At 72.7% G+C, this 19082-nt stretch carries 18 protein-coding genes; 11 read left to right on the top strand and 7 right to left on the bottom strand.

What is annotated here, in order from left to right:
- The first annotated feature begins 69 nt into the window (after positions 1-69).
- The 3 genes from ACIRST_RS09160 (at position 70) to ACIRST_RS09150 (ending at position 3056) form a co-directional block, all read left to right on the top strand.
- Positions 70-1212, top strand: coding sequence for a sensor histidine kinase (locus ACIRST_RS09160; protein ID WP_402801055.1), 1143 nt, complete (start codon positions 70-72; stop codon positions 1210-1212).
- A complete protein-coding gene (locus ACIRST_RS09155) occupies positions 1209-1859 on the top strand; it encodes a response regulator (protein WP_402801052.1) in 651 nt (216 codons plus the stop codon). The genes ACIRST_RS09160 and ACIRST_RS09155 overlap by 4 nt, the downstream gene beginning before the upstream one ends.
- 246 nt (positions 1860-2105) lie before the next feature.
- A complete protein-coding gene (locus ACIRST_RS09150; RefSeq protein WP_402801049.1) occupies positions 2106-3056 on the top strand; it encodes a DUF2218 domain-containing protein in 951 nt (316 codons plus the stop codon).
- 229 nt (positions 3057-3285) lie between these two features.
- On the opposite strand, the gene ACIRST_RS09145 is transcribed toward ACIRST_RS09150, so the two are convergent.
- Positions 3286-4059, bottom strand: coding sequence for a glycosyltransferase family 2 protein (locus ACIRST_RS09145; RefSeq protein ID WP_350522342.1), 774 nt, complete (start codon positions 4057-4059; stop codon positions 3286-3288).
- A gap of 60 nt (positions 4060-4119) precedes the next feature.
- A complete protein-coding gene (locus tag ACIRST_RS09140) occupies positions 4120-4371 on the bottom strand; it encodes a hypothetical protein (RefSeq protein ID WP_402801046.1) in 252 nt (83 codons plus the stop codon).
- A gap of 39 nt (positions 4372-4410) precedes the next feature.
- Between ACIRST_RS09140 and ACIRST_RS09135 the strand changes: the two genes are divergently transcribed.
- Complete coding sequence (locus tag ACIRST_RS09135; protein ID WP_402801044.1) at positions 4411-7128, top strand: tetratricopeptide repeat protein; 2718 nt, start codon at positions 4411-4413, stop codon at positions 7126-7128.
- Between the two features lie 117 nt (positions 7129-7245).
- Here ACIRST_RS09135 and ACIRST_RS09130 read toward each other — a convergent pair whose 3' ends face one another.
- Positions 7246-10947: a HEAT repeat domain-containing protein gene (locus tag ACIRST_RS09130; protein ID WP_402801042.1), complete on the bottom strand. Its 3702-nt coding sequence runs from the start codon at positions 10945-10947 to the stop codon at positions 7246-7248.
- Between the two features lie 212 nt (positions 10948-11159).
- Between ACIRST_RS09130 and ACIRST_RS09125 the strand changes: the two genes are divergently transcribed.
- The gene (locus ACIRST_RS09125; protein WP_402801040.1) at positions 11160-11324 is read left to right on the top strand and encodes a hypothetical protein; all 165 of its coding nucleotides are present in this window, start codon (positions 11160-11162) and stop codon (positions 11322-11324) included.
- A gap of 188 nt (positions 11325-11512) precedes the next feature.
- Here the strand turns inward: ACIRST_RS09125 and ACIRST_RS09120 are convergent, their stop codons facing one another.
- The gene (locus ACIRST_RS09120) at positions 11513-11764 is read right to left on the bottom strand and encodes a response regulator transcription factor (protein WP_402801638.1); all 252 of its coding nucleotides are present in this window, start codon (positions 11762-11764) and stop codon (positions 11513-11515) included.
- Positions 11761-11916 carry a hypothetical protein gene (locus ACIRST_RS09115; protein ID WP_402801038.1) on the bottom strand — a complete coding sequence of 52 codons (156 nt, stop codon included), beginning with the start codon at positions 11914-11916 and terminating at the stop codon, positions 11761-11763. The genes ACIRST_RS09120 and ACIRST_RS09115 overlap by 4 nt, the downstream gene beginning before the upstream one ends.
- A gap of 231 nt (positions 11917-12147) precedes the next feature.
- Between ACIRST_RS09115 and ACIRST_RS09110 the strand changes: the two genes are divergently transcribed.
- Positions 12148-12864 (top strand): hypothetical protein, encoded by a 717-nt coding sequence (locus ACIRST_RS09110; protein ID WP_402801036.1) that lies wholly within the window; start codon positions 12148-12150, stop codon positions 12862-12864.
- 256 nt (positions 12865-13120) lie between these two features.
- On the opposite strand, the gene ACIRST_RS09105 is transcribed toward ACIRST_RS09110, so the two are convergent.
- Positions 13121-13702: a TetR family transcriptional regulator gene (locus ACIRST_RS09105; RefSeq protein WP_350522336.1), complete on the bottom strand. Its 582-nt coding sequence runs from the start codon at positions 13700-13702 to the stop codon at positions 13121-13123.
- Positions 13703-13922: 220 nt separating this feature from the next.
- On the opposite strand from ACIRST_RS09105, the gene ACIRST_RS09100 reads away from it, so the two are divergent.
- Together ACIRST_RS09100 and ACIRST_RS09095 are read left to right on the top strand one after the other, a co-directional pair.
- Positions 13923-14273 carry an antibiotic biosynthesis monooxygenase family protein gene (locus ACIRST_RS09100; RefSeq protein WP_402801034.1) on the top strand — a complete coding sequence of 117 codons (351 nt, stop codon included), beginning with the start codon at positions 13923-13925 and terminating at the stop codon, positions 14271-14273.
- 111 nt (positions 14274-14384) lie between these two features.
- Positions 14385-14810: a DUF4267 domain-containing protein gene (locus ACIRST_RS09095; protein ID WP_402801032.1), complete on the top strand. Its 426-nt coding sequence runs from the start codon at positions 14385-14387 to the stop codon at positions 14808-14810.
- Between the two features lie 251 nt (positions 14811-15061).
- Here the strand turns inward: ACIRST_RS09095 and ACIRST_RS09090 are convergent, their stop codons facing one another.
- Positions 15062-15430 (bottom strand): hypothetical protein, encoded by a 369-nt coding sequence (locus ACIRST_RS09090; RefSeq protein ID WP_402801030.1) that lies wholly within the window; start codon positions 15428-15430, stop codon positions 15062-15064.
- Between the two features lie 304 nt (positions 15431-15734).
- Here ACIRST_RS09090 and ACIRST_RS09085 point away from each other — a divergent pair, with 304 nt between their 5' ends.
- The 3 genes from ACIRST_RS09085 (at position 15735) to ACIRST_RS09075 (ending at position 19007) form a co-directional block, all read left to right on the top strand.
- Positions 15735-16430, top strand: coding sequence for a TetR/AcrR family transcriptional regulator (locus ACIRST_RS09085; protein WP_402801028.1), 696 nt, complete (start codon positions 15735-15737; stop codon positions 16428-16430).
- Between the two features lie 190 nt (positions 16431-16620).
- The gene (locus ACIRST_RS09080; protein WP_402801026.1) at positions 16621-17760 is read left to right on the top strand and encodes an FAD-dependent oxidoreductase; all 1140 of its coding nucleotides are present in this window, start codon (positions 16621-16623) and stop codon (positions 17758-17760) included.
- A gap of 356 nt (positions 17761-18116) precedes the next feature.
- Positions 18117-19007 carry a hypothetical protein gene (locus ACIRST_RS09075; protein WP_350522328.1) on the top strand — a complete coding sequence of 297 codons (891 nt, stop codon included), beginning with the start codon at positions 18117-18119 and terminating at the stop codon, positions 19005-19007.
- Positions 19008-19082: the final 75 nt, after the last annotated feature.

Below are 19082 nucleotides of genomic sequence, written 5' to 3'. Positions count from 1 at the left end.
CGGGACGTAGGGTCTGGTCCCGTGCTGCGTGGACGGATGGATCGCCTCTTCGGTCGCAGGTTCGGCCCGATGCGGCTGGCCCTCGTGGCCTTCGGCCTCGGCTACCTGCTGCTGTTGCGCCGCCCCGGCGAGCTGGGGGCGGCCGACTGGGCGGTGGGCCTCGGGGTGCTGGCGCTGTCCGCGCTCGGCGGCTTCGGGCCGTGGGGGACGGCGATGGGCCAGTGCGCCATGCTGGCGCTGGCGGAACTGTGTGCCCCGCTGGTCACGGTGGAGGCGAAGGTCGGGGCGAGCGCGGCCCTGTTCGAGCTGGCGGTGCGCCGCTGGGGGAGACCGACCGCTGTCGCCTCCGCTGCCCTGGCCCTGGCCCAGCTGGTCCGCACCGGCTGGCCGCCGTCCGTCGAGGTGTTCCCGGCGCTGTACCGGGCCGCGGTGATCGTCGGCGTGCCCGTCCTGCTGGCGGCCTACATCCGTTCCGCGGAGCGCGCCGCCGGCATCGCCCGGGAGCGGGCCCTGGAGGCCGAGCGCAGCCGACACCTGGCCGAGTGGGGCGCGAGGATGGGCGAGCGGGCGGCGATCGCGCGCGAGCTCCACGACATGGTCGCCCACCACCTGGCGTCCACGGTGCTGCGGGTCGGCGTGGCCCGGCACGTGCTGGCACCGGCCGACCCGCGCCTCGCCGAGGTGCTGGACGACGTGCACACGAGCGCGAACACCGCGCTGACCGACCTGCGCAGGCTGCTGACCGCGCTGCGCGAGCCCGCCGCCGACCACCTCGCCCCGCTGCTCGCCGAGACGACGGATCTGCCCGCCGCCGTCCGGGGCGTGGTGGAACGCAGCCGCCAGTCCGGAATGGCGGTCCACGCCGAGGTGGACCCCGGGATCGCCCGACTCGACGCGATGCGGTCGCTGACGGTCCTGCGGCTGGTCCAGGAGGGGCTGGCCAACGCCACCAAGCACGCCGGCCCCGCGGCCCGGATCCGGCTGCGGATGGAGATGGAGGACGGGACGTTGTCCCTTGCGTTGGAGAACACCCTGCCGACGGGCGCGACCCCGCCGTTGCCGGGCCACCCGGAGCGGTCCGGGGGTCACGGCCTGCTGGGCATGCGCGAGCGCGTCGCCCTGGTCGGTGGGACGCTCGACGCCGGACCCGCCCCGGGCGGCTGGCGGATCGCGGCGACCCTGCCCCCCACGGCGACCGGAGTGGGCCCGTGATCAGCGTGCTCATCGTCGACGACCAGCAACTGGTCCGCGCCGGGGTGCGGATGCTCTGCGAGTCCGCGCAGGACCTCGTCGTCGCTGGGGAGGCCGCCGACGGCGAGGAGGCGGTCCGTCTGGCCGAACGGCTGCGGCCGGACGTGGTGCTGATGGACCTCCACATGCCCGGGACGGACGGCATCGCCGCCACCGCCCGTACTCTCCGCGTCCACCCGGCCGCCCGCGTCGTCGTGTTGACGACCTTCGACGACGACGACCGGCTCTACCCCGCGCTGAGCGCCGGCGCCTGCGGCTTCCTGGGCAAGGACGTCGAACCGGCGGCCGTGCTCGACGCCGTCCGGCGCGCCGCGGCGGGCGACAGCCCGTACAGCCCGACCGTGCTGCACCGGGTGGTCACCCGCGCCGCCCTGGCCTGGGGCGGAACGGCCGGACGACCGAGCCCGGGCACACCGTTCACGCAGCGGGAACGGGAGGTTCTGCGGCTCATCGCCGCCGGCCTCTCGAACAGCGAGATCGCCGCCCGCATGCACATCGGCCTGACCACGGTGAAGACGCACGTGTCCAACCTGATGACCAAGACCGACGCTCCCAACCGGGTGCGCCTCGCCGTCCTGGCCATCCAGGAGGGCATCGCCGACGACTGACACCCGGGCCGGGTCGGCCGGAAAGAGGCTGACCAGCAGGCCGTAGGCCTCCGCGGTCGGACTTTCGCCCGCGCCCAGCTGTGCTGCCCGTACCCCGGCCTTTCTGCAGTTGACCAGGCGGTGGCGCAGCGGGTGCCCGAGGGCCTTGAGCCAGCGTCGATGATCATCGATGCTTGACCCGGCTTCACATCACGTGCCCGCCCCGCATCACACGCCCCACCGCACCACGCTGGCGAGAGGAACCCCATGCCGCTGTCCATCACCCACGTCACCACCGACCGCCCCGAGCGCTACCTCAAGCAGCTCGTCTCCCACCTGGGCCACAAGACCGGCACCACGCTCGACGCCCAGGACCGCGGCATCGTCACCCTCGGCAACGGCGCGAACTGCGTCATGACCGCCCGTCCGGGACAGCTGGAACTGATCGCGGCCGCGGCCGACGCCGAGGCGCTGAGCCAGGTCCAGGACCTGGTCGCCCGTCACCTGGTGCGCTTCGCCGCCCAGGAGGAACTCACCGTCGAGTGGAACACGCCCGTCGACGGCGCCGAACTGGAGCCGGTCCACCCCCTGGTCGACGGCTACGCACTGCGCCACTGCACCCCCGCCGACCAGGTGCTCCACGACCTCGCCGAGCGGACCAGGGAAGCCACCGGCCGGGCCGCCTGGATGCAGGTCTCGGCCGACGAGGGCGCGCTGCTCACCATGCTGGTGCGGATGCTGGGCGCGAAGTACGCCGTGGAGGTCGGGGTCTTCACCGGCTACTCCTCCCTCTGCATCGCCCGCGGCCTGGCCGAGGGCGGCCGCCTGCTCGCCTGCGACACCAACGCCGAGTGGACCGCCATCGGCCGGGAGCACTGGGAGCGCGCCGGGGTGGCCGACCGGATCGACCTGCGGATCGCCCCCGCCCTCGACACCCTCCGGGCGCTGCCGGACGAGCCGCACATCGACATCGCCTTCATCGACGCGGACAAGCAGAGCTACCCCGCGTACTACGAGGAGATCCTGCGCCGGCTGCGCCCGGGCGGCGTGGTCGTCCTCGACAACGTCCTGCTCGGCGGCCGTTCCCTGGACCCGGCCTACCAGGAGGAGCACCACCTGGCGATGCGCCGGCTGAACGAGTTCATCGCGGCGGACGACCGGGTGGACGCCGTGATGCTGACGGTCCGCGACGGGGTGACCCTGGCGCGCAAGCGGTGACCGCGTGGTGACCGCCGCCGACCCTCCGCCTCCTCGCGGCGGCGCCGGATCGGGTCCTACGTGTTCAGGGCCCGTCGTGCCGTGTCGGTGAACGTCTCCACGACGTCCCGGAGGTCCGCGCAGCTCGCGGGGAGTCCGGCCGGGTCGCCGGGGCCTCGCAGGATGTTCTCCACGACGTGCGCCCGGCGGATCCGTCCCCGGGGGTGAGTGCCGGGCGCCGCGCCGTGCTCTAGACGCGTGCCTTCCGCGCCGAGTGCCAGGCCGCCCCGGCCAGTGCCCGCGTGGACCGGAGGAGCGACAGCTGCTCGTGATCGCGGTAGAGCCTCCAGTTGTGCTCGACCAGCGACAGCTTGTTCGAGGACAGTGACCCCGCCCGGCCGGACCGGTAGATCGCCAGCGGTTCCCGCAGGCCCCGGGCGGGGTGCCCGTCCCTCATGATCGCCAGCCACAGCGCGTAGTCCTGCCGCTTCGGCATGTCGGGCATCAGCCGGGTGCCCAGCCGACTCCGGTCGTACATCGCGGTCAGGGCCCCGATGTGGTCCTGCACCAGCATGTCCCGGTACGTCACGCGATCCCTGGCCTCGATCACCCGTCCGTTGGGAGTGAAGTCGCAGGCCTCGCCGGAGTGGTCGCCGTCGACCTTGTAGTAGGAGGTGAACGTCAACGGGGCATCGCCGTCGGCGGCGAACGCGAGCTGCCGTTCCAGCTTCTCCGCGAGCCACATGTCGTCGCTGTCCAGGAAGGCCACGTACTCGCCGCGCGCCCGTGCGAGGGCGAGGTTGCGGGCCTTGGCCGCGCCGCCCTGCCCGGGCGCGGCCTCCGGGCGCACCCGTTCGTCCTGTCGGGCCAGGTCCCGCAACAGGTCCATGGAGCCGTCCGTGGACGCGTCGTCGGTGATCAACAGCTCGACGTCGGCGTGCGTCTGCGCGAGCACGGAGCGCACCGACGCGCCGACGGTGGCAACCGAGTTGTGTACCGGCATCACCACAGAAACCAGGGGCACAGCAGTTCCTCACCCACCCCCGTTCGGAGGCGTCATGGATCTTGTCGTCGCCGGCCAAGGCTACGTGAGTCCGCCGCCGTGTGCGTCGCCGGGGCGGGCCGTCGCGTGGCCGACCACGCCGTGGACCTGCACCGCAGCGAGCAGCGCACCGCCGATCCACTGCCGGACGGGCCCGGCCCCACGCGCAGGCCCCACCCGCCGGCCCCACGCGACGGCCGCGCCCCCCGGCGCCGTCGGCCCGTCGGCGCGGCAGGCCGCGGTGCGGGTGGCGAGTTCGGCCGAACCCGTGCCGATCGACAGTGTCCCGCGCAAGGATGTGGTCCGTCACACCAATTGACGGAGGATCAGATCATGGACGAAGTGACGCCGCCGCAGCGGTCGGGGGACGGCGCGGAGGCGGAGAGCCGGACGACCGTCGTCAACGCGATCCACAACTCGACGGTCAACGGCTCGGTGATCCAGGGCGGCACCGTCACCGTCCAGCTGCCGTCGCCCGCTCCGCCGGAGTGGCCGCTGTCCATCGGCGTCATCCCGATCCTGGCCAGCGCCTTCCAGCCGCGCACCGCCGTGCGCGAGGCGATCGACCGGGTACGGGCCGGGAGCGAGACGGTGGTGCTCTCCCAGGTCCTCGCCGGGGGCGGCGGGGTCGGAAAGAGCCAGCTGGCCGCGCACTACGCCTGGCAGGCCCTGGACGACGGCGTCGACGTGGTGATCTGGGCGGCCGCAGCCGACCCGGTGTCCGTCCTGCTCGCGTACGCCGAGGCCGCGGCCGCCGTCCAGCTGCCCGGCGCGACCAACGCCCGCGACCGCGTCGCACAGGACGCCCGGCTCTTCCTGAACTGGCTCAGCAGCACCGAGCGCAGCTGGCTCGTGGTCCTCGACGACGTCACCGACTTCACCGCCACCGGGCCGCTGTGGCCCGGGCGGTCACGCCGTGGCAACGGCCGGGTCCTCGCCACCACCCGCCAGCGCGGCGCCCACGCGTCCGGCGGCGGGCGGGCCGTCGTCCCGGTCGACGTCTACGACGCGGCCGAGGCCGTCGCCTACCTCCGCGAGCGCCTCACCACCGCCGGCTACCCCTACCTGCTCGACCGGCAGGCCGAGGAACTCGCCGAGGCGCTCGGACGGCTGCCGCTCGCCCTCGCCCACGCCGCCGCCTACATGGTCAACCAGCAGCGCACCTGCTCGGCCTACCTGGAGATCTTCCGGGAGCGCACCCGCACCCTGGACTCGGTGCTGCCGCCCGAGGCGGACACCGAGCTGTACGGCCGGCCCGTCGCCGCGGCGCTGCTGATCTCGCTGGACGCCGCCCAGCAGACCGAGCCCAAGGGCCTCGCCGTCCCGGCCGTCCGACTGGCGGGCCTGCTGGACCCGGCCGGACACCCCCGCGAACTCTGGACCACCAGGGCGGTGACCGACTACCTCACGAAGCAGCGAGCCACGGAGCGGGGCGCCGCCGGAGCGGCGGTGCCCGGTCCGGCGGCACCCGGCGGCGGCTCCGACGCGGAGCCGGCCGAAGCGGGAGAGCCCCCGCCGGTCACAGCCGACGAGGCGCTCACCGTCCTCGCCGTCCTACACACCTACAACCTGATCGGCAACTACCCGGCCGGGGTCGACGTTCCGTACCGGGGCACGGTGGCCGCCCACCGTGAGGTCTCCATCCACGCCCTGACCGCCCGCGCGGCCCGGGACACCACCCCGGACCCGACTCCCGTCCGGTCCGCGGTGATGTTCGCGATGTACCGGCTCTGGCCGGAGGAGGACCACCTCGACCACCGCCTCGCCGCCTGCCTCCGGGCCAACACCGAGACCCTGCGTGACACGGTCGGGCCGGAGGTCCTCCGGCTCTTCCCGGGGTTCGCGCTGCGGGAGAGAGCAGGGCTGAGTCTCCTCGGCGCCGGTCTGCACGCCGAAGCCGTCGACCACTGGACGCAGGAGGCCGAGGCCGACACGGCGGAACTGGGTCCCGAGGACGAGCGCACCCTCGCCTCACAGGCCAACCTGGCCGCCGCCTACGCGCTGGCCGGACGGGCCGCGGAGGCCCTCGCCCTCCGGAAGCGGGTCGCGGTCGAGTTCGAGCGCCTCCTCGGCGCCGACTCCCCCAAGACCCTCGTTGCCCTCGCCTCCGTCGCCGGCTCCTACACGGACCTCGGCTACGAGAGCGACGCGATCACGCTCAAGGAACACGTCCTGGCCGCCAGGGAACGGGTCCTGGGCCTGTCCCACTCCGACACCGTGAACGCGCGGAACAACCTCGCCCTCGCCTACGAGATCAACGGGCGGCACGACGAAGCACTTGTCCTGAAGGAACGGGTCGTCATGGAACTCGCGACCCTGCTCGGCACGGGCGACCACCCCCGCATGCTCATCGCACTGGCGAGCCTCGCCTCCAGCTACGCCCAGGCCGGGCGGCTGGGGGACGCGATGGAGATCGAGGAGAAGGTGCTGGAGGTCTCCGAGCGCATCCTCGGGCCCGACCACCCCGACACCATCGCCGTCCGGGTCTCCCTCGCTTCCTCGTACGCCGCGACGGGGCAGGACGAGGAAGCCTTCGTCCTGCGGAAGCGGGCCGTGGCGGACCGGTACCGGGTCCAGGGCCCCGAGCATCCCGACACCCTCAAGGCCCTCGCCGACCTCTCGGTGTCGTGCCGGAGGACCGGCCGCCACGAGGAGGCCGTCGCGATCGCGGAGCACGTCCTCCCGCTCCGGTCGCGGATCCTCGGCCGGGACCACCCCGACACCCTGATCTCCGCCGGCAACCTCGTCAACGCCTACGCCACCGCGGGCGAAACGGAGCGAGCGCTGAAGCTCGCCGAGAGCCTGCGGCCGCACCAGGAACGCGTCTTCGGCCCCCACGACGACACCACGCTGTCGGGGCGCCACGCCGTGGCACTCCTCCGCGTCCACCGCGGGGAGTCCGTCCTCGCCGAGGATCCGGCGCAGGCCGCGAGGGACGCCGAACTGGCCATCGAGGCGGTCGGCCCGCACGTGCTGCCCCGGTTGCCCGCACTGGACGAGGCGCTGGAGGACGCCCACCGCCTCGCCGAGGCGGCCCGGGCCGCGCTGTAGGCGCGCCACGGTGCACCCGGTGCCGGCGCCGGGGTGGAGGACTGAGGGAGGCGGTACCGCCCGCCGGGGGCATGCCGTCCACCACTCGTCGGGAGGCGTGTGCCGGCTACCAGTCGGCTACCAGTCGTCGGCGAGACGTTCGGCGAGTGCGTGGATCTGCGGGTCGTACGGCCAGCGATCGGCGAGGGCCGTCACGGCCGTTCGCTGCAGCTGCCAGTCGGAGTCGTCGGCGGCCCGCTCGCGCAGCAGTTCCTCGGTGGCGGGGTCGTCGCGCCAGCCGCCTGCCAGTGCCCCGACCGCCGCGCCCCGGCTGATCGGGCCGGTTCCGCCGGTGACGATCCGTCGGAGCAGCGCGCCGGTCCCGGGGTCGCGCCAGCCGGCCGCCAGGTCGTGCACGACGGCGGCGCGCAGGTGGTCGTCGGGGTCGTCGACGGCGAGCCGGCGGAGCAGGTCGGCGGTCCGCTGGGTGCGGAAGCCCGTGACGAGGGCGTGGACGGCGTTCCGACGGACATGGGGCGCGGTGTCGTTCTCGGCCCTGTCCTCCAGCCGCGCGACGGTGTCGGGGTGGTCACGCCAGCCGGTTCCCAGCGCCAGTACCGCCGCCGCGCGGACGAACTCGTCGTCGTCACCTGCGAGTCCGCGCAGCAGTGACCCGGTGGCCGGGTCGTCGTGCCAACCGCCGGCGAGGGCGAGGACGGCCACCACCCGGCCTCGCGACCCGCCCCTCCCTTCGGCGACTCCGCGCAGTAGTGCCTCGGCGTCGGGACGGCCGGGCCACCCCGAGCCGACGGCCCGCAGTGCGGCCCGTCGCACCGGCTCGCCGGCGCCGGAGGCGGCGAGCTCGCACAGCCACGGCAGCGTCCGCGGATGGGTGTGCCACGTCGTGGCCAGGACCCACACCGCGGCCACCCGGACCTCGTCGTCGGGGTGCTCCTCGGCCAGTTCGCGCAGCAGCACGGGGGTCCGTGCATCGCTGCGCCGGTCGACGACGAGGGGCTTCAGCACGGTATGGCGCGGATCCTCCGCGGCGGGCGGCGGCGGCGCCGACCGGGCAGGAGCCGGGGCGACGGGCGGATCGTCGGGCCGGCCCTCGGCGAGGATGTGGAACGCCCTGGTCCGCAGGTGCGGGTCCGGATCACGGGTGGCGCGGTCGCGCACCACGGCCGCAGCGTCCGGGTCACGCGGCCAGCCCCTCGCGAGGGATTCCAGCGCGCTGAGGCGGACCGAGTCGTCGGGGTCGTCGGTCGCGGACCGGCGTATCAGGGCGAGCGCCCCGGGCTCGCCGCGCCGGCCGTCGGCGAGCGCGGCCAGCGCCCCCTGCCGCAGGTGCCGGTCGTCGTCGGTGAGGCACCTTTCCAGCCACTCCCCGATGGAACGGTCCCGGGGGCGGGCCAGTGCGAGTAGCCGGAGCGAGCCCCTTCTGACGTCTCCGTCCGGGTCCGTCCCGGCGAACTCGCGCAGCAGTTCGGCGAGTTGCGGATCGTCGGGCCGTTCCTGGATGAGTGCGCGAAGTGCCTCCTCCCGGCCGGCGGGCACCGGGTCGAAGACCGCCCGGCTGAACAGGCCCTCGCGGAACCCCTCGTCGTCGCGCAGCAACGCGGCGCCAAGCCGCGCGGCCGGCGGCACCTCGAACCAGACGAAGTTCGCTCCCTCCCGCATGACGTTCAGGAACCGGCCGTAGACCCGGTACCAGGCGTGGTACCGCTGCGCGGCTGCGGAGTCGGCTGCGCCGATCCGGCCGAGCACCGGCGGTAGCGTCTCCGCCAGTGCGCGACTCAGTGCGGACCCGGGAAAGGCCCGCTTCTCGACCACGTACTCGATGAGTGCGATCACCGCGTCGACGACGGCGGAGCACTGGACGCCGAGCTCGCCGCCGGGCTCACGGACCTCACCGAGGCACTTGGCGGCGAGCACGATGTGCTGGGGCGTCACGTCCGAGGACGCCCCCGTCCGCCGCAGGAACCACAACGGATCGGCCGCGAGGAGGTGGTCGACGATCCGGCCCGCGAGACGCGGTTCGACCATCCCCGCGACCAGGACGAGGGTCTCGTGCCAGGTGGGGTCGGCCCAGTGCTCGCCGTACACCTGGTCGACGAGGGCGTCCTCGGTCAGGCTGCATTCGACGGTCAGCCGGTGCCGGATGTCCGCCGCGGCGTGGTATTCGAGGAAGCCCTGGTGGGGGAAGCCGAGGCCGTCGGCGCGGTGGACCAGCAGTCCGGTGTGCCGGAGGAGGTTCTCCAGGAAGGCCTCCCAGCGCTCCGGGCGGACCTTGCCGGGGCGTCGCACGGCTTCGTGCGAGGCCAACGCCTCGGTGATCGGCGTCCCGTGGTCCGCGAGCCTCCGGTGGGCGAGGTAGCCGATCAGTTCGGGCAGCCGTTCGTGGACCTGCCGTGCGGCGGCCTCGGCTTCCGCGCGCGCCCGTGGACTCTGGACGCTCTCCACGAGGTGCCTGATCGATTCTTCGTGGCTCCTCGCCACCTGCTTGCTCTGGTTGTTCTGGTAGAGCAGGTCGGTGAAGTCCTCGTACACCGCGGCCCGGCCGTCGGGCAGCGAGCGGCCGGGCTCGGCGAGGTAGAGCCGGCACAGCATGAAGGCCATCAGCGGGACACGCGCCGCTTCGTCCAGGGAGCCTTCGCGGAGCGCACCGGCGAGGTGGCGGGCGTGGCGGGTGGCTTCCTCTCGCGGCCACCGGGTGCCGAAGTACTTCTCCAGGTAGGTGTGCAGGTCGTGCGAGGTGAACGGCTGCAGTTCGTAGTGCGGTGTCCTGAGGCCGAGGACGTGGTCGAGGACGTCGAGTTCGCCCTCGGCGAGGGGACGGGTCGCGACGACGCACCGGTACAGCGGCGGGTCCGCCGCGACGGCGTTGGCCAGCTTCTCCAGGACGGCGCGGCGCATGCGCGCGTCGGGCAGCTCGTCGAGGTCGTCGACGAGGAGGTGCCAGTGCGCCCCGGTCCAGGGCCGCCGCAGGAAGCGGTCCCGCGTCAGTACGGGGTGCCGCCCGAAGGTGCCCAGCTTCCCGGTGGCGTCGGCGAGCACGTCGGGTACGTGCCTGTCCTCGCCGACGAGGGCGTGAGCGCTCACCCACACCGGGACGGCCGGGCCGTACGTCCCGGGACTGTGCGTGTCGTCGAGCAGTACACCGGCCGTGTCGCGCAGCCGCGCACGCAGCAGGGTGGACTTGCCCACTCCGGGGCCGGCGACGAGCACGCACATCCGGTCGGCCCTCCGGAAGACCGCCTCGGCCGGTTCGAACGGAACGACGGCACCGGCGCCACCTCCTCCTCCGGTGGCCGGGCCGTCGCCGGGCCCGGCACGCCCGTCCCGGACCGCAGGGCGGCTGCGCTGGCGCACATAGACGTCGACCAGGGACGGCGGTTCGGCGAAGTCCTGGTACGGGTGCTTCTCGGCAGCCTTCCGGGCGGCCGCGAGGTAGCCGCGCACCTCCTCGTCCATGCCGGTCCCGCGCCGGGCGTCCGCGTAGAGCTCCTTCCAGCGGGGGAACTCGCGCTGCACGTGGCGCTCGCTCCTCCCGGTGGTCCATTCCAGCATCACGGCGACCACGGCCCACAGATCGGCGAGATCCTTCGGGACCGTGGGCTCGCGCGATCCCCCCGGCTTGGGGAACCACTCGTTGACCGTCGTGACGGGCAGATCCCTGCCGCCACCGGGTCCTGCGGCTGCGCGCAGGCGCCTGTTGGCCTCCGCGACCGCGGTCTTCTGGTTCTTGCCCCTGGCGCGCAGATCGCGCAGCGCTTCCCCGAGCCGCCCGAGCTCCTGCGCCAGGGCTCGCCGTCCGGCGTGCTCCGTCCTCGCGCTCACGTCCAGCCTTCCCGCTCGACTGCCGCTCCGGCCGATCCGATCCGATCCGATCCGGCCGATCCGGCGCCCCCGGACCATGCTCCTCCCACCTGGCAGCTCGCGGACGGAAATCCGGCGATCCGGCATCCGTAGCCGCCCCGGCGCGTCCTGGAGAAGCTGCCCGTGGCCACCCCGCCCGGGGAAGGCCGAGGCTCCTCGGGAAGGACTGACGCATGGACATCTGGTGGGCAACGGTGGCCCTGGCCGGGCTCGCGATCCTCGCGACCGCCCTGGTGACCATCACCGGCCTGGCGCTGAAGGACACCGCCTCCGAGGACCGCGCCGGCATCCTGCGCGCCGTCGCGGAATGCGTGCGGGAACTGCGCCGAGGCCGATGACGCCCCTGGCCCTGAGCCCGCCAAGGCGCCTCGCCTCCTGCCCCAGCGGCACTTGGTCCGGCTCCACCCCGCCGCCCCGTTCAAGTGCAGGCGCCCCACCCCCGCAAGCTCGACGGTGCTGCCCGACCTCGCCACCGTCGACGCACTTCCGGACGTCGAAGCGGCCGGCTGCCGGTACGAGGCCGTCATTATCTTGACTGGTTGTATTCGAACCAGGTCAGGATGGCCTTCACCCGACGGTTGTCCTCGTCGGGGGGCATGCCGAGTTTCACGAAGACGTTCGCCACGTGTTTGCTCACAGCGGAGCCCGAGAGGACCAGCTCTGCCGCGATCTCCGTGGTGGAGCGGCCTTCGGCCATGAGGGCGAGCACCTCCTGCTCGCGAGCGGTGAGCCCACCGGATCGGGGGCGGTCGGTCCGGGCGGCTCCGGTGGGGTTCAGCTCTCGGACTGCCGGTCAGCCGTGAGGAGTTGGCGCTTCACGTGTTCGTAGTCGGCCCGGGCCCGTGGGTCGCCGCGATGGTAGTCGCTCCAGAACCCGGGGCGCTGCCAGCGGGCGTCCGCGAGGCGGGTGCGGCCGTATGCGGAAGCCATGGCACGCCGTCAGCAGGCGCCACGCACCTCTTGGCGCCGTCCCCGCCGCCCCCGCCGCCCCCGCCCAGCTCAAGCCGAGCTGGGCGGTCGTCCGATCTGATGGGCATATCGTCCGCTCAATACGGCCGAATGGGTTGCTGACGTGCGGTCACGAACACCCACCCGCCGGTCCCCACTAGCTTGGTGCGTGCACGCCCTGACGGGTGGGCGTGGGTTCGGGAGGAGTGCACCATGCGTAGATTGTCGATCATCGTGGCGGCGGTCACGGGGGCCGTCGCCCTCGTCCTCGGGAGTACCGCCGTGGCGGGACCGCCGGGGCCGCGGCTCGCCGCGCGCTACCTGAACATCCACCAGTGCGTGTACTACGGCCCCGGTGGGCACTACACCAACCTGCTGCCGAACACCGCCGACACGTCCTTCAACACCGGGACGAACGTCTCCAGCACGCCCGACACGGCGCTCTCCTGCGGTCCGGGGAGCGGGGGCTGGATGCCGGCGCCCGCCAACTCGGCGGTGAAGGCGTTCGACCTCGCCGCCGGCCGCTACCTGAACGTCCACCAGTGCGTGTACTTCTCGGCCGGCCAGCACTACACGGCCATCCTGCCGAACACCCCGAACGTCAACTTCAACGCCGGTACCAACGTCTCCGACACGCTCGACACGGTGCTGCGGTGCAGCCCGGGCGGTGGCGGCTGGACGCTGACGCTCGCCAACTCCGCCGTCAAGTCCTTCGACCTGGCCGGCAACCGCTTCCTCAACCTGCACCAGTGCGTGTGGACGTCGGCCGGCATGTACTACATGGGCCTGCTGCCGAACACCCCGAACGCCAACTTCAACACCGGCACCAACGCGGCCGAGACGGCCGACACCGCGCTCAGCTGCCGCCCCGGCGGCGGCGGTTGGTCGCTCGACCCCCTGGACTCGGCCCTCCGCCCGCTGGGCAGCTGAGCCGGGAGGGTCGCAGGGGCAGTGACCCGCGGGGCCGCGACGGGGCCGACCCGTCGCGGCCCCGTCGCACGTACCGAGGCCGGAAGGCGGGCGGTGCCGGTGGCCGGGCAGACGCCACGCCGTCCGCCTGCACTGCGCCGCCGCGTGGCCCGCCGGTGATCATCCTGCCGTCCGGGCCGCTGGTGGGTGGCCTGGGCGACGCTGTTGCGCCCCAGTGGGTCGCTTCGGTCGCTCCGGTCGCTGTGCCGACTGTCGTCTACGGTGTCGGCGCTGTGAGGTAGCGCTGGAGCGTGGGTCCGAGCCAGTCCACGATCTGCTCGGGGGAGAGGTCCACGCTCTCGGGGAATCGCAGTACGTAGCGCGTGAGTGCGAGTCCGAGCACGGTCGAGGCGCACAGTGCCGCCCGTGCCGGTGCCTGCTCGGGTGCGGGGCCGACGCGGCGGGCCAGTGGGATCAGCTGGTCGCGCAGCACGCTGTGCATGCGCTCGGCGGCGGTGGGGTCGGTGGCGCCGACCCGCATCAGGGCGGTGAGCTCGCCGTTCTCCTCCCACAGGGTGAGGAAGTGGCGCACCAGGGTGCGGCCGATCTCCTCGCGCGGTTCGACGGGCAGGCCGGGCAGGCCGGGGTCGATGGCGACGGCGGCCGCGAACAGGCCGGCCTTGTTGCCGTAGTAGCGCATCACCATCGACGGGTCGATCTTCGCGTCGCGTGCGATGGCCCGGATGGTGGCCTTCTCGTAGCCGTCCGCCGCGAAGCGCTCGCGGGCCGCGGCGAGGATCGTGGCGCGGGTGGCGTCGGAACGTCGGGCGGCCTGCTGGTTCTCCGTGGTGCCGGTCATGCCAACGACTGTAGGCCAACAGGTGTTGACAGTCCAGAATCGCCGCTCTACGTTTGCCAACAAGCGTTGACCAACAAGCGTTGGCATCGCGGCTGTCGCCGAACAGCCCGTGCGGCAAGGCGACATGAGTGCCCGACAGATCCCCTCGTGCGGCATGGGCGGCGAGCGCCGCCGGATCCGGTGCCGCGGGGCAGACCGAGAGCGAGAGGAAGTACCGGAGATGGCCGAGCTGCAGAGCCTGGACCCGAGCACGCCGCTGTTCGCGCAGTTCACGCAGGACACCGGGCCGATCGTCCTGGCCAACACGTTCGTCGTTCCGCCGGAGAGGACCGAAGCCTTCCTGGCGCTCTTCCGCAGGCAGGCGGAGTTCATGCAGGCCCAGCCGGGATTCGTCAGCCTGCAGATGCACAAGGGGGCGGCGGGCAGCCGCCTCCTGATGAACATCGCGGTCTGGGAGTCCACCGGGGCGCTCGCCGCGGCGTTCGGCAGCCCGGAGTTCCAGCGCCTGGCGGCCGAGTTCCCCGACGACATCGTGTCGTACCCGCACATCTTCGAGCGGATCGACGCGTGACATCACGCATCGATGCGTGGGGCCGGGGCGCCGCGGCGCCCCGGCCCCGCCATCCGTGCTCACCCACCCGGTTCTGACTGAACCGCACCGAGGCCCGCAAGGAGAAGAACCGTGTCACTGAAGAAGATCAACACCGCCCTGGCCACCGCCTTCGTCCTCTTCATCCTCTGGTTCGGGACGGAGTTCATCCTGAGCCCGGCGACCACTGCACCGGGCTTCGGCCTGCCGGCCTGGCCGTCCGGCGACGGCGGCGGCTTCCTCGTCGTCAAGGGGATCCGTGACGTCGTCCTGGCCCTGGTCCTGGGCGTCCTGCTGGTGACGGGCCACCGCCGGGCACTGGGCTCGGTACTGCTCGTGGAGGCCCTCGCCGCCTACGGCGACATGGCCACCGTGCTCGCCCACCACGGCTCGGCGGCCACCGCGCTCGGCGTCCACGGCCTGACCGCGACACTGATGGCGTCCACCGGCCTGCTGATGCTTCGCGAGACCCGCAGGGCCGCGGCCGCCCCGGGGACGACCGTCCCGCAGCCCGCCTGATTCCACCGCCCCGGGGCCGCGCAGCCGGCGATCGGCGCCCGGGCCGCGTTGAACTCCGAGTCGAACTCCGATCGCCCGCCGAACCTCGACCGATCCCCGCGGGACCAGCGCGTCCTCCGGCGACGTCGTCGCAACCGCAATGGTCGACCGCACGGCCCACCGCGCCGAGGTCCGCACCCTTTGGCGACTCCTACCGGGCCGCCGACGACGCCGACCCCTGGCGGGGGAGAGCAGCGCTCACCATGACAGGGTCAGCCCTGCCAGTCCGCCGAGCGATGGACGTGCTCACGCCCTTCACGGTCTTCGAACTCGACGCTGAAGGACAAGCGGGTCCCGTTCAAGGCTTCCAACAGGTCAGCGATGCGATCGGGGTCCACGAACCCGCTGAACAAGACGGGCTCACCCGGACACAACTCAAGCGCCGCGCAGGCATTCTCGACCTCGAACTCGGTCCAGCTCGATCGCCGGACCCGCCAGCCTGCGCGGTGGAACAACTCAGCCACGCGTTGAACAGCGGCGATCCCTGCCAGTGACCCCCACACGTTGTTGCCAAGGGCGAGTTGGGTCAAAGCGACGTCGTCAAGAGCTGGCCCGTCGGTCCCGCCAGAGGTGAAGTTCACGCCGGACAGTACCGGACAGACCTCAGCAGCCTCACGCACGAGTCGGCACTCAAACCCGAACCGACCCCAGGGGCCAACCCGCGGAGCCATCAGCCGCAACGAACGGGTCGAGCACGCCCCGCCGATCCAGCTGGACCGAGGTCCGGGACTGGCACTTCGGCGACAGGCCGGCTCAGTGATGTGCGGGTGAGGCGGCTGCAGCCATCAGTCCGCGCCCAGGTCACCACTGTCCGGCCTGCGGAGCCCGAGGCCGGCCCGTGTGGAGGCCGACGCCGATCCCGAACGTGTTCGTTACGATCAGGGTATGGACGTGAAACGAGAGCCGGTCAGCCGCCGTGTGCGTCCCGCGAAGCCCGCTCTGACCCGGCACGGCATCGTGGAGACGGCCATGCGGATCATGCGCGCGGAGGGGCTGGAGAAGGTGACCATGCGCCGGCTCGCCCAGGAGTTGGACACCGGCCCCGCGTCCTTGTACGTCTATGTGGCCAACACCGCAGAACTGCACGCGGCCGTCCTGGACGCGCTCCTGGGCGAGGTCGACCTGGCCGCCGGAGAGGCGGGAGAGGGCTGGCGGGAGCGGCTCTTCGCGGTGCTCTCCTCCTACACCCGGGTCCTGTTCGAGCACCCGCAGCTCGCCCGCTCGGCTCTGGTGGCCCGGCCCAGCGGCGAGAACTACCTGCGCCTGGTCGAACGCGTCCTCGGTCTGCTGGCCGTTAGCGGCGCGCCCCGGGGGCAGGTGGCCTGGGGTGTCGACAACCTGCTGCTGCATGCCACGGCCACCGCCGCCGAGCACGGCACCCAGCAGCGCGACCCGGCCTCGCGCGAGGACTGGGACGCGCTGACGCAGGCCGTGAGCGCCGTGGATGAGACGACCCACCCGATGATCAGCGCGCATATGCCGGCCCTGCTCGCCGGAGCTGTGGAGGACCGTCTGGCCTGGGGCTTCGACGTCCTGGTCAACGGCATCACCCACACCCCCCTTCCTGCCGGCGCCGACTGAGCGTCCTCTTTCCGATCCGGCCCCGGGCGCTGCCGCTCCCGGGGTCTTTTCGCATGCACAGTCTCGACGAACTTGTTCGTAACGAACATGTTCGTTACGTTGGAAGGGCCGCAGCATCCGGCGGCACGGCCGGGCACGGGCAACCCCGTTCCCGGCCGACACCCGGCACCACGACCTTCCGGAGGCACCCATGAACACGCACTTCCCCGTCGCGATCATCGGCGGCGGCCTGGGCGGCCTTACCGCCGCCCGGGTGCTGCACGTCCACGGCATCCAGGCGGCCGTCTTCGACCTGGAGGCGTCCGCTGAAGCCCGAACCCAGGGCGGCATGCTCGACATCCACGAGGACAGCGGCCAGCAGGCCCTGCGCGCCGCCGGCCTCCACGACGACTTCCTCAAGATCATCCATCCGGGCGGCCAGGCCCTGCGCCTGCTCGGCCCGGACGGCACGGTCCACGTGGCCGAGGAGGACGACGCCACCGGCGGCCGGCCCGAGGTGGACCGCGGCGACCTTCGCGACCTCCTCCTGAACTCCCTGCCCGACGGCACCGTCCACTGGGGCAGGAAGGCCACCGGCGCCCGCCCGCTGGACGGGGGACGCCACGAAGTGTCCTTCGCGGACGGCACCACCCTCACCGCCGACCTGCTGGTCGGTGCCGACGGCGCCTGGTCACGCATCAGGCCGCTGCTCTCGGACGCCGCCCCCGGCTACACCGGCATCTCCTTCGTCGAGACCGACCTCTTCGACGCCGACACCCGTCACCCGCGCAGCGCCGCCGTCATCGGCGGCGGGTTCTTCCTCTGCCTCGGCGGCCGGAAGGGCTTCCTCGCCCACCGGGAGACCGACGGAAGCCTGCACGTCTACACCGCGCTCAAGGCCGCCGAGGACTGGCTGGACACCGTGGACTTCCGTGACGGCGACGCCGCCAAGGCCGCCGTCCTGGCCCACTTCGAGGGCTGGCACGAGGACCTGCGAGCCCTGGTCGCCGACGCCGACACCCTCACCCCGCGCCGCATCCACGCCCTGCCGGTCGGACACCGCTGGGACCGCGTCCCCGGCGTGACCCTGCTCGGCGACGCCGCCCACCTGATGTCCCCCTTCGCCGGCGAGGGCGCCAACCTCGCCATGCTCGACGGCGCCGAACTGGGGCGGGCCATCGCCGCCCACCCCGGCGACACGGAGGCAGCCCTCACCGCCTACGAGAACGCCCTCTTCCCGCGCAGCGAGGCCTCCGCTGCCGAGTCCGCCGCCAGCCTGAACACCATGTTCGGCGACGACGGCCTGGAGAGGATGACCGCCTTCTTCACCACCGCCCCGGCCCGCGGGTGACAGCCCCTCGGCGGGAGCGGCAGCCTCCCGCCGAAGACCCTTCAGCGCACGCCCGCCGTCCCACCTGACCGTGTCCTCACCGCCCGGCGGCGGCCGGGCCTTCTCCGACCGGAGTCATCATGCTGAACCTCGCGATCATCGTGGCCAGCACCAGCACCAGCACCAGCACCAGCACCAGCACCGGACGCGTCGGCGTCCGATCGACAGGCTGACGGCGACCGGGCACAGCTGCCGCCGACGGTTCGGCATCGCGAGGACGAGAGCCCGCTGGGCGGGGTTTGCGGGCGGCGGTCACGCCGCGGACGGGGCCGTGATCCTCTCGCCCAGGCCTGGAGGAGTATGTCGGGCTGCTCCAGATGGCTCTGGCCTTCGAGGGCGTCGAGGTCTGGGACGAGTGCCTGGACAATGTGGCTCAAGGTGAGTACGAGGTCGAATGCCCTTGCTGCGGCGTCGGTTCGAAGCGGCCCCACCGAGGCTGGGCACCAGTGATCTGCTTGGATCCGGGCATGACGGATTGGTCGAAGCTCAGCGACGCGTTCGGTTCTGCGGAGGGTGTGCCCGCCCTGCTCGAACGGTTCGCGGCCGACCCGCGGGGTGTCTGGCCGGAGCTGATGGACCGGCTGTGCCCACAGCTCGACACCGCGTTCTCGGCGAGTTTCGCGGCGCTTCCGAGGCTTGTCGGGATCGCGGCCGGCCGGGAACCGGAGGATCGTGGCTGGGTCCTGTTCGCGGCGGGCCCGATCGTGTCGTCCGCCCGGCGATCGGTCGAAGGCGTCGCCGCGCGGGAGGTCTACTCGTCGGAGATCGCCGAGCTCGCGCGGCTCACCGGAGATTGCCTCCGTCTGCCGCTGGGCCTGGAGGAGTATGTCGGGCTGCTCCAGATGGCTCTGGCCTTCGAGGGCGTCGAGGTCTGGGACGAGTGCCTGGACAATGTGGCGCAAGGTGAGTACGAGGTCGAATGCCCTTACTGCGGCGTCAACTTGTTCATCGTGCTCGGCGAGGAGGGCTTCTTCTCGTGCAGCGATGACTACGCGCTGGGGGAGGCTGAGAAGACACCGCTGCGGGCAACTGGTCCGGCAGAGCTGGAGGGCGTTGCCGGGCGGCTTCACGGTCAAGCCCTCGCCGACGGACAGCCGGTCGTTGCCGAGAGGCTGTTGTATCTGTTCGGGCAGTCGTCCTGCACGGACTGCGGGACGGGGTTCTCAGTGGCGGACCGCGTGGTTGCGAACGCCATGCCTACCTGGTGAGCGTCGGCTACGTGACCGCCTCGACGCTCTGTCGGGCCTTGGTGCGGGCGAGGCGGTAGGGCTCGGTGCCGGTCT

This window comes from Kitasatospora sp. NPDC101447 (assembly GCF_044767225.1).
Classification (GTDB): Bacteria; Actinomycetota; Actinomycetes; order Streptomycetales; family Streptomycetaceae; genus Kitasatospora.
Note: the sequence above shows the minus strand (reverse complement) of the source record. Positions and strands in the feature narration are given on the sequence as shown.

Bases quoted from the DNA above. Each gene is read 5' to 3' on its own strand.
- ACIRST_RS09100 (WP_402801034.1), top strand. From the start codon at position 13,923: ATGGCCGAGCTGCAGAGCCTGGACCCGAGCACGCCGCTGTTCGCGCAG.
- ACIRST_RS09160 (WP_402801055.1), top strand. From the start codon at position 70: ATGCGGCTGGCCCTCGTGGCCTTCGGCCTCGGCTACCTGCTGCTGTTG.
- ACIRST_RS09125 (WP_402801040.1), top strand. From the start codon at position 11,160: ATGGACATCTGGTGGGCAACGGTGGCCCTGGCCGGGCTCGCGATCCTC.
- ACIRST_RS09135 (WP_402801044.1), top strand. From the start codon at position 4,411: ATGGACGAAGTGACGCCGCCGCAGCGGTCGGGGGACGGCGCGGAGGCG.
- ACIRST_RS09075 (WP_350522328.1), top strand. From the start codon at position 18,117: ATGGCTCTGGCCTTCGAGGGCGTCGAGGTCTGGGACGAGTGCCTGGAC.
- ACIRST_RS09105 (WP_350522336.1), bottom strand. From the start codon at position 13,702: ATGACCGGCACCACGGAGAACCAGCAGGCCGCCCGACGTTCCGACGCC.
- ACIRST_RS09115 (WP_402801038.1), bottom strand. From the start codon at position 11,916: ATGGCTTCCGCATACGGCCGCACCCGCCTCGCGGACGCCCGCTGGCAG.
- ACIRST_RS09080 (WP_402801026.1), top strand. From the start codon at position 16,621: ATGAACACGCACTTCCCCGTCGCGATCATCGGCGGCGGCCTGGGCGGC.
- ACIRST_RS09110 (WP_402801036.1), top strand. From the start codon at position 12,148: ATGCGTAGATTGTCGATCATCGTGGCGGCGGTCACGGGGGCCGTCGCC.
- ACIRST_RS09085 (WP_402801028.1), top strand. From the start codon at position 15,735: ATGGACGTGAAACGAGAGCCGGTCAGCCGCCGTGTGCGTCCCGCGAAG.
- ACIRST_RS09150 (WP_402801049.1), top strand. From the start codon at position 2,106: ATGCCGCTGTCCATCACCCACGTCACCACCGACCGCCCCGAGCGCTAC.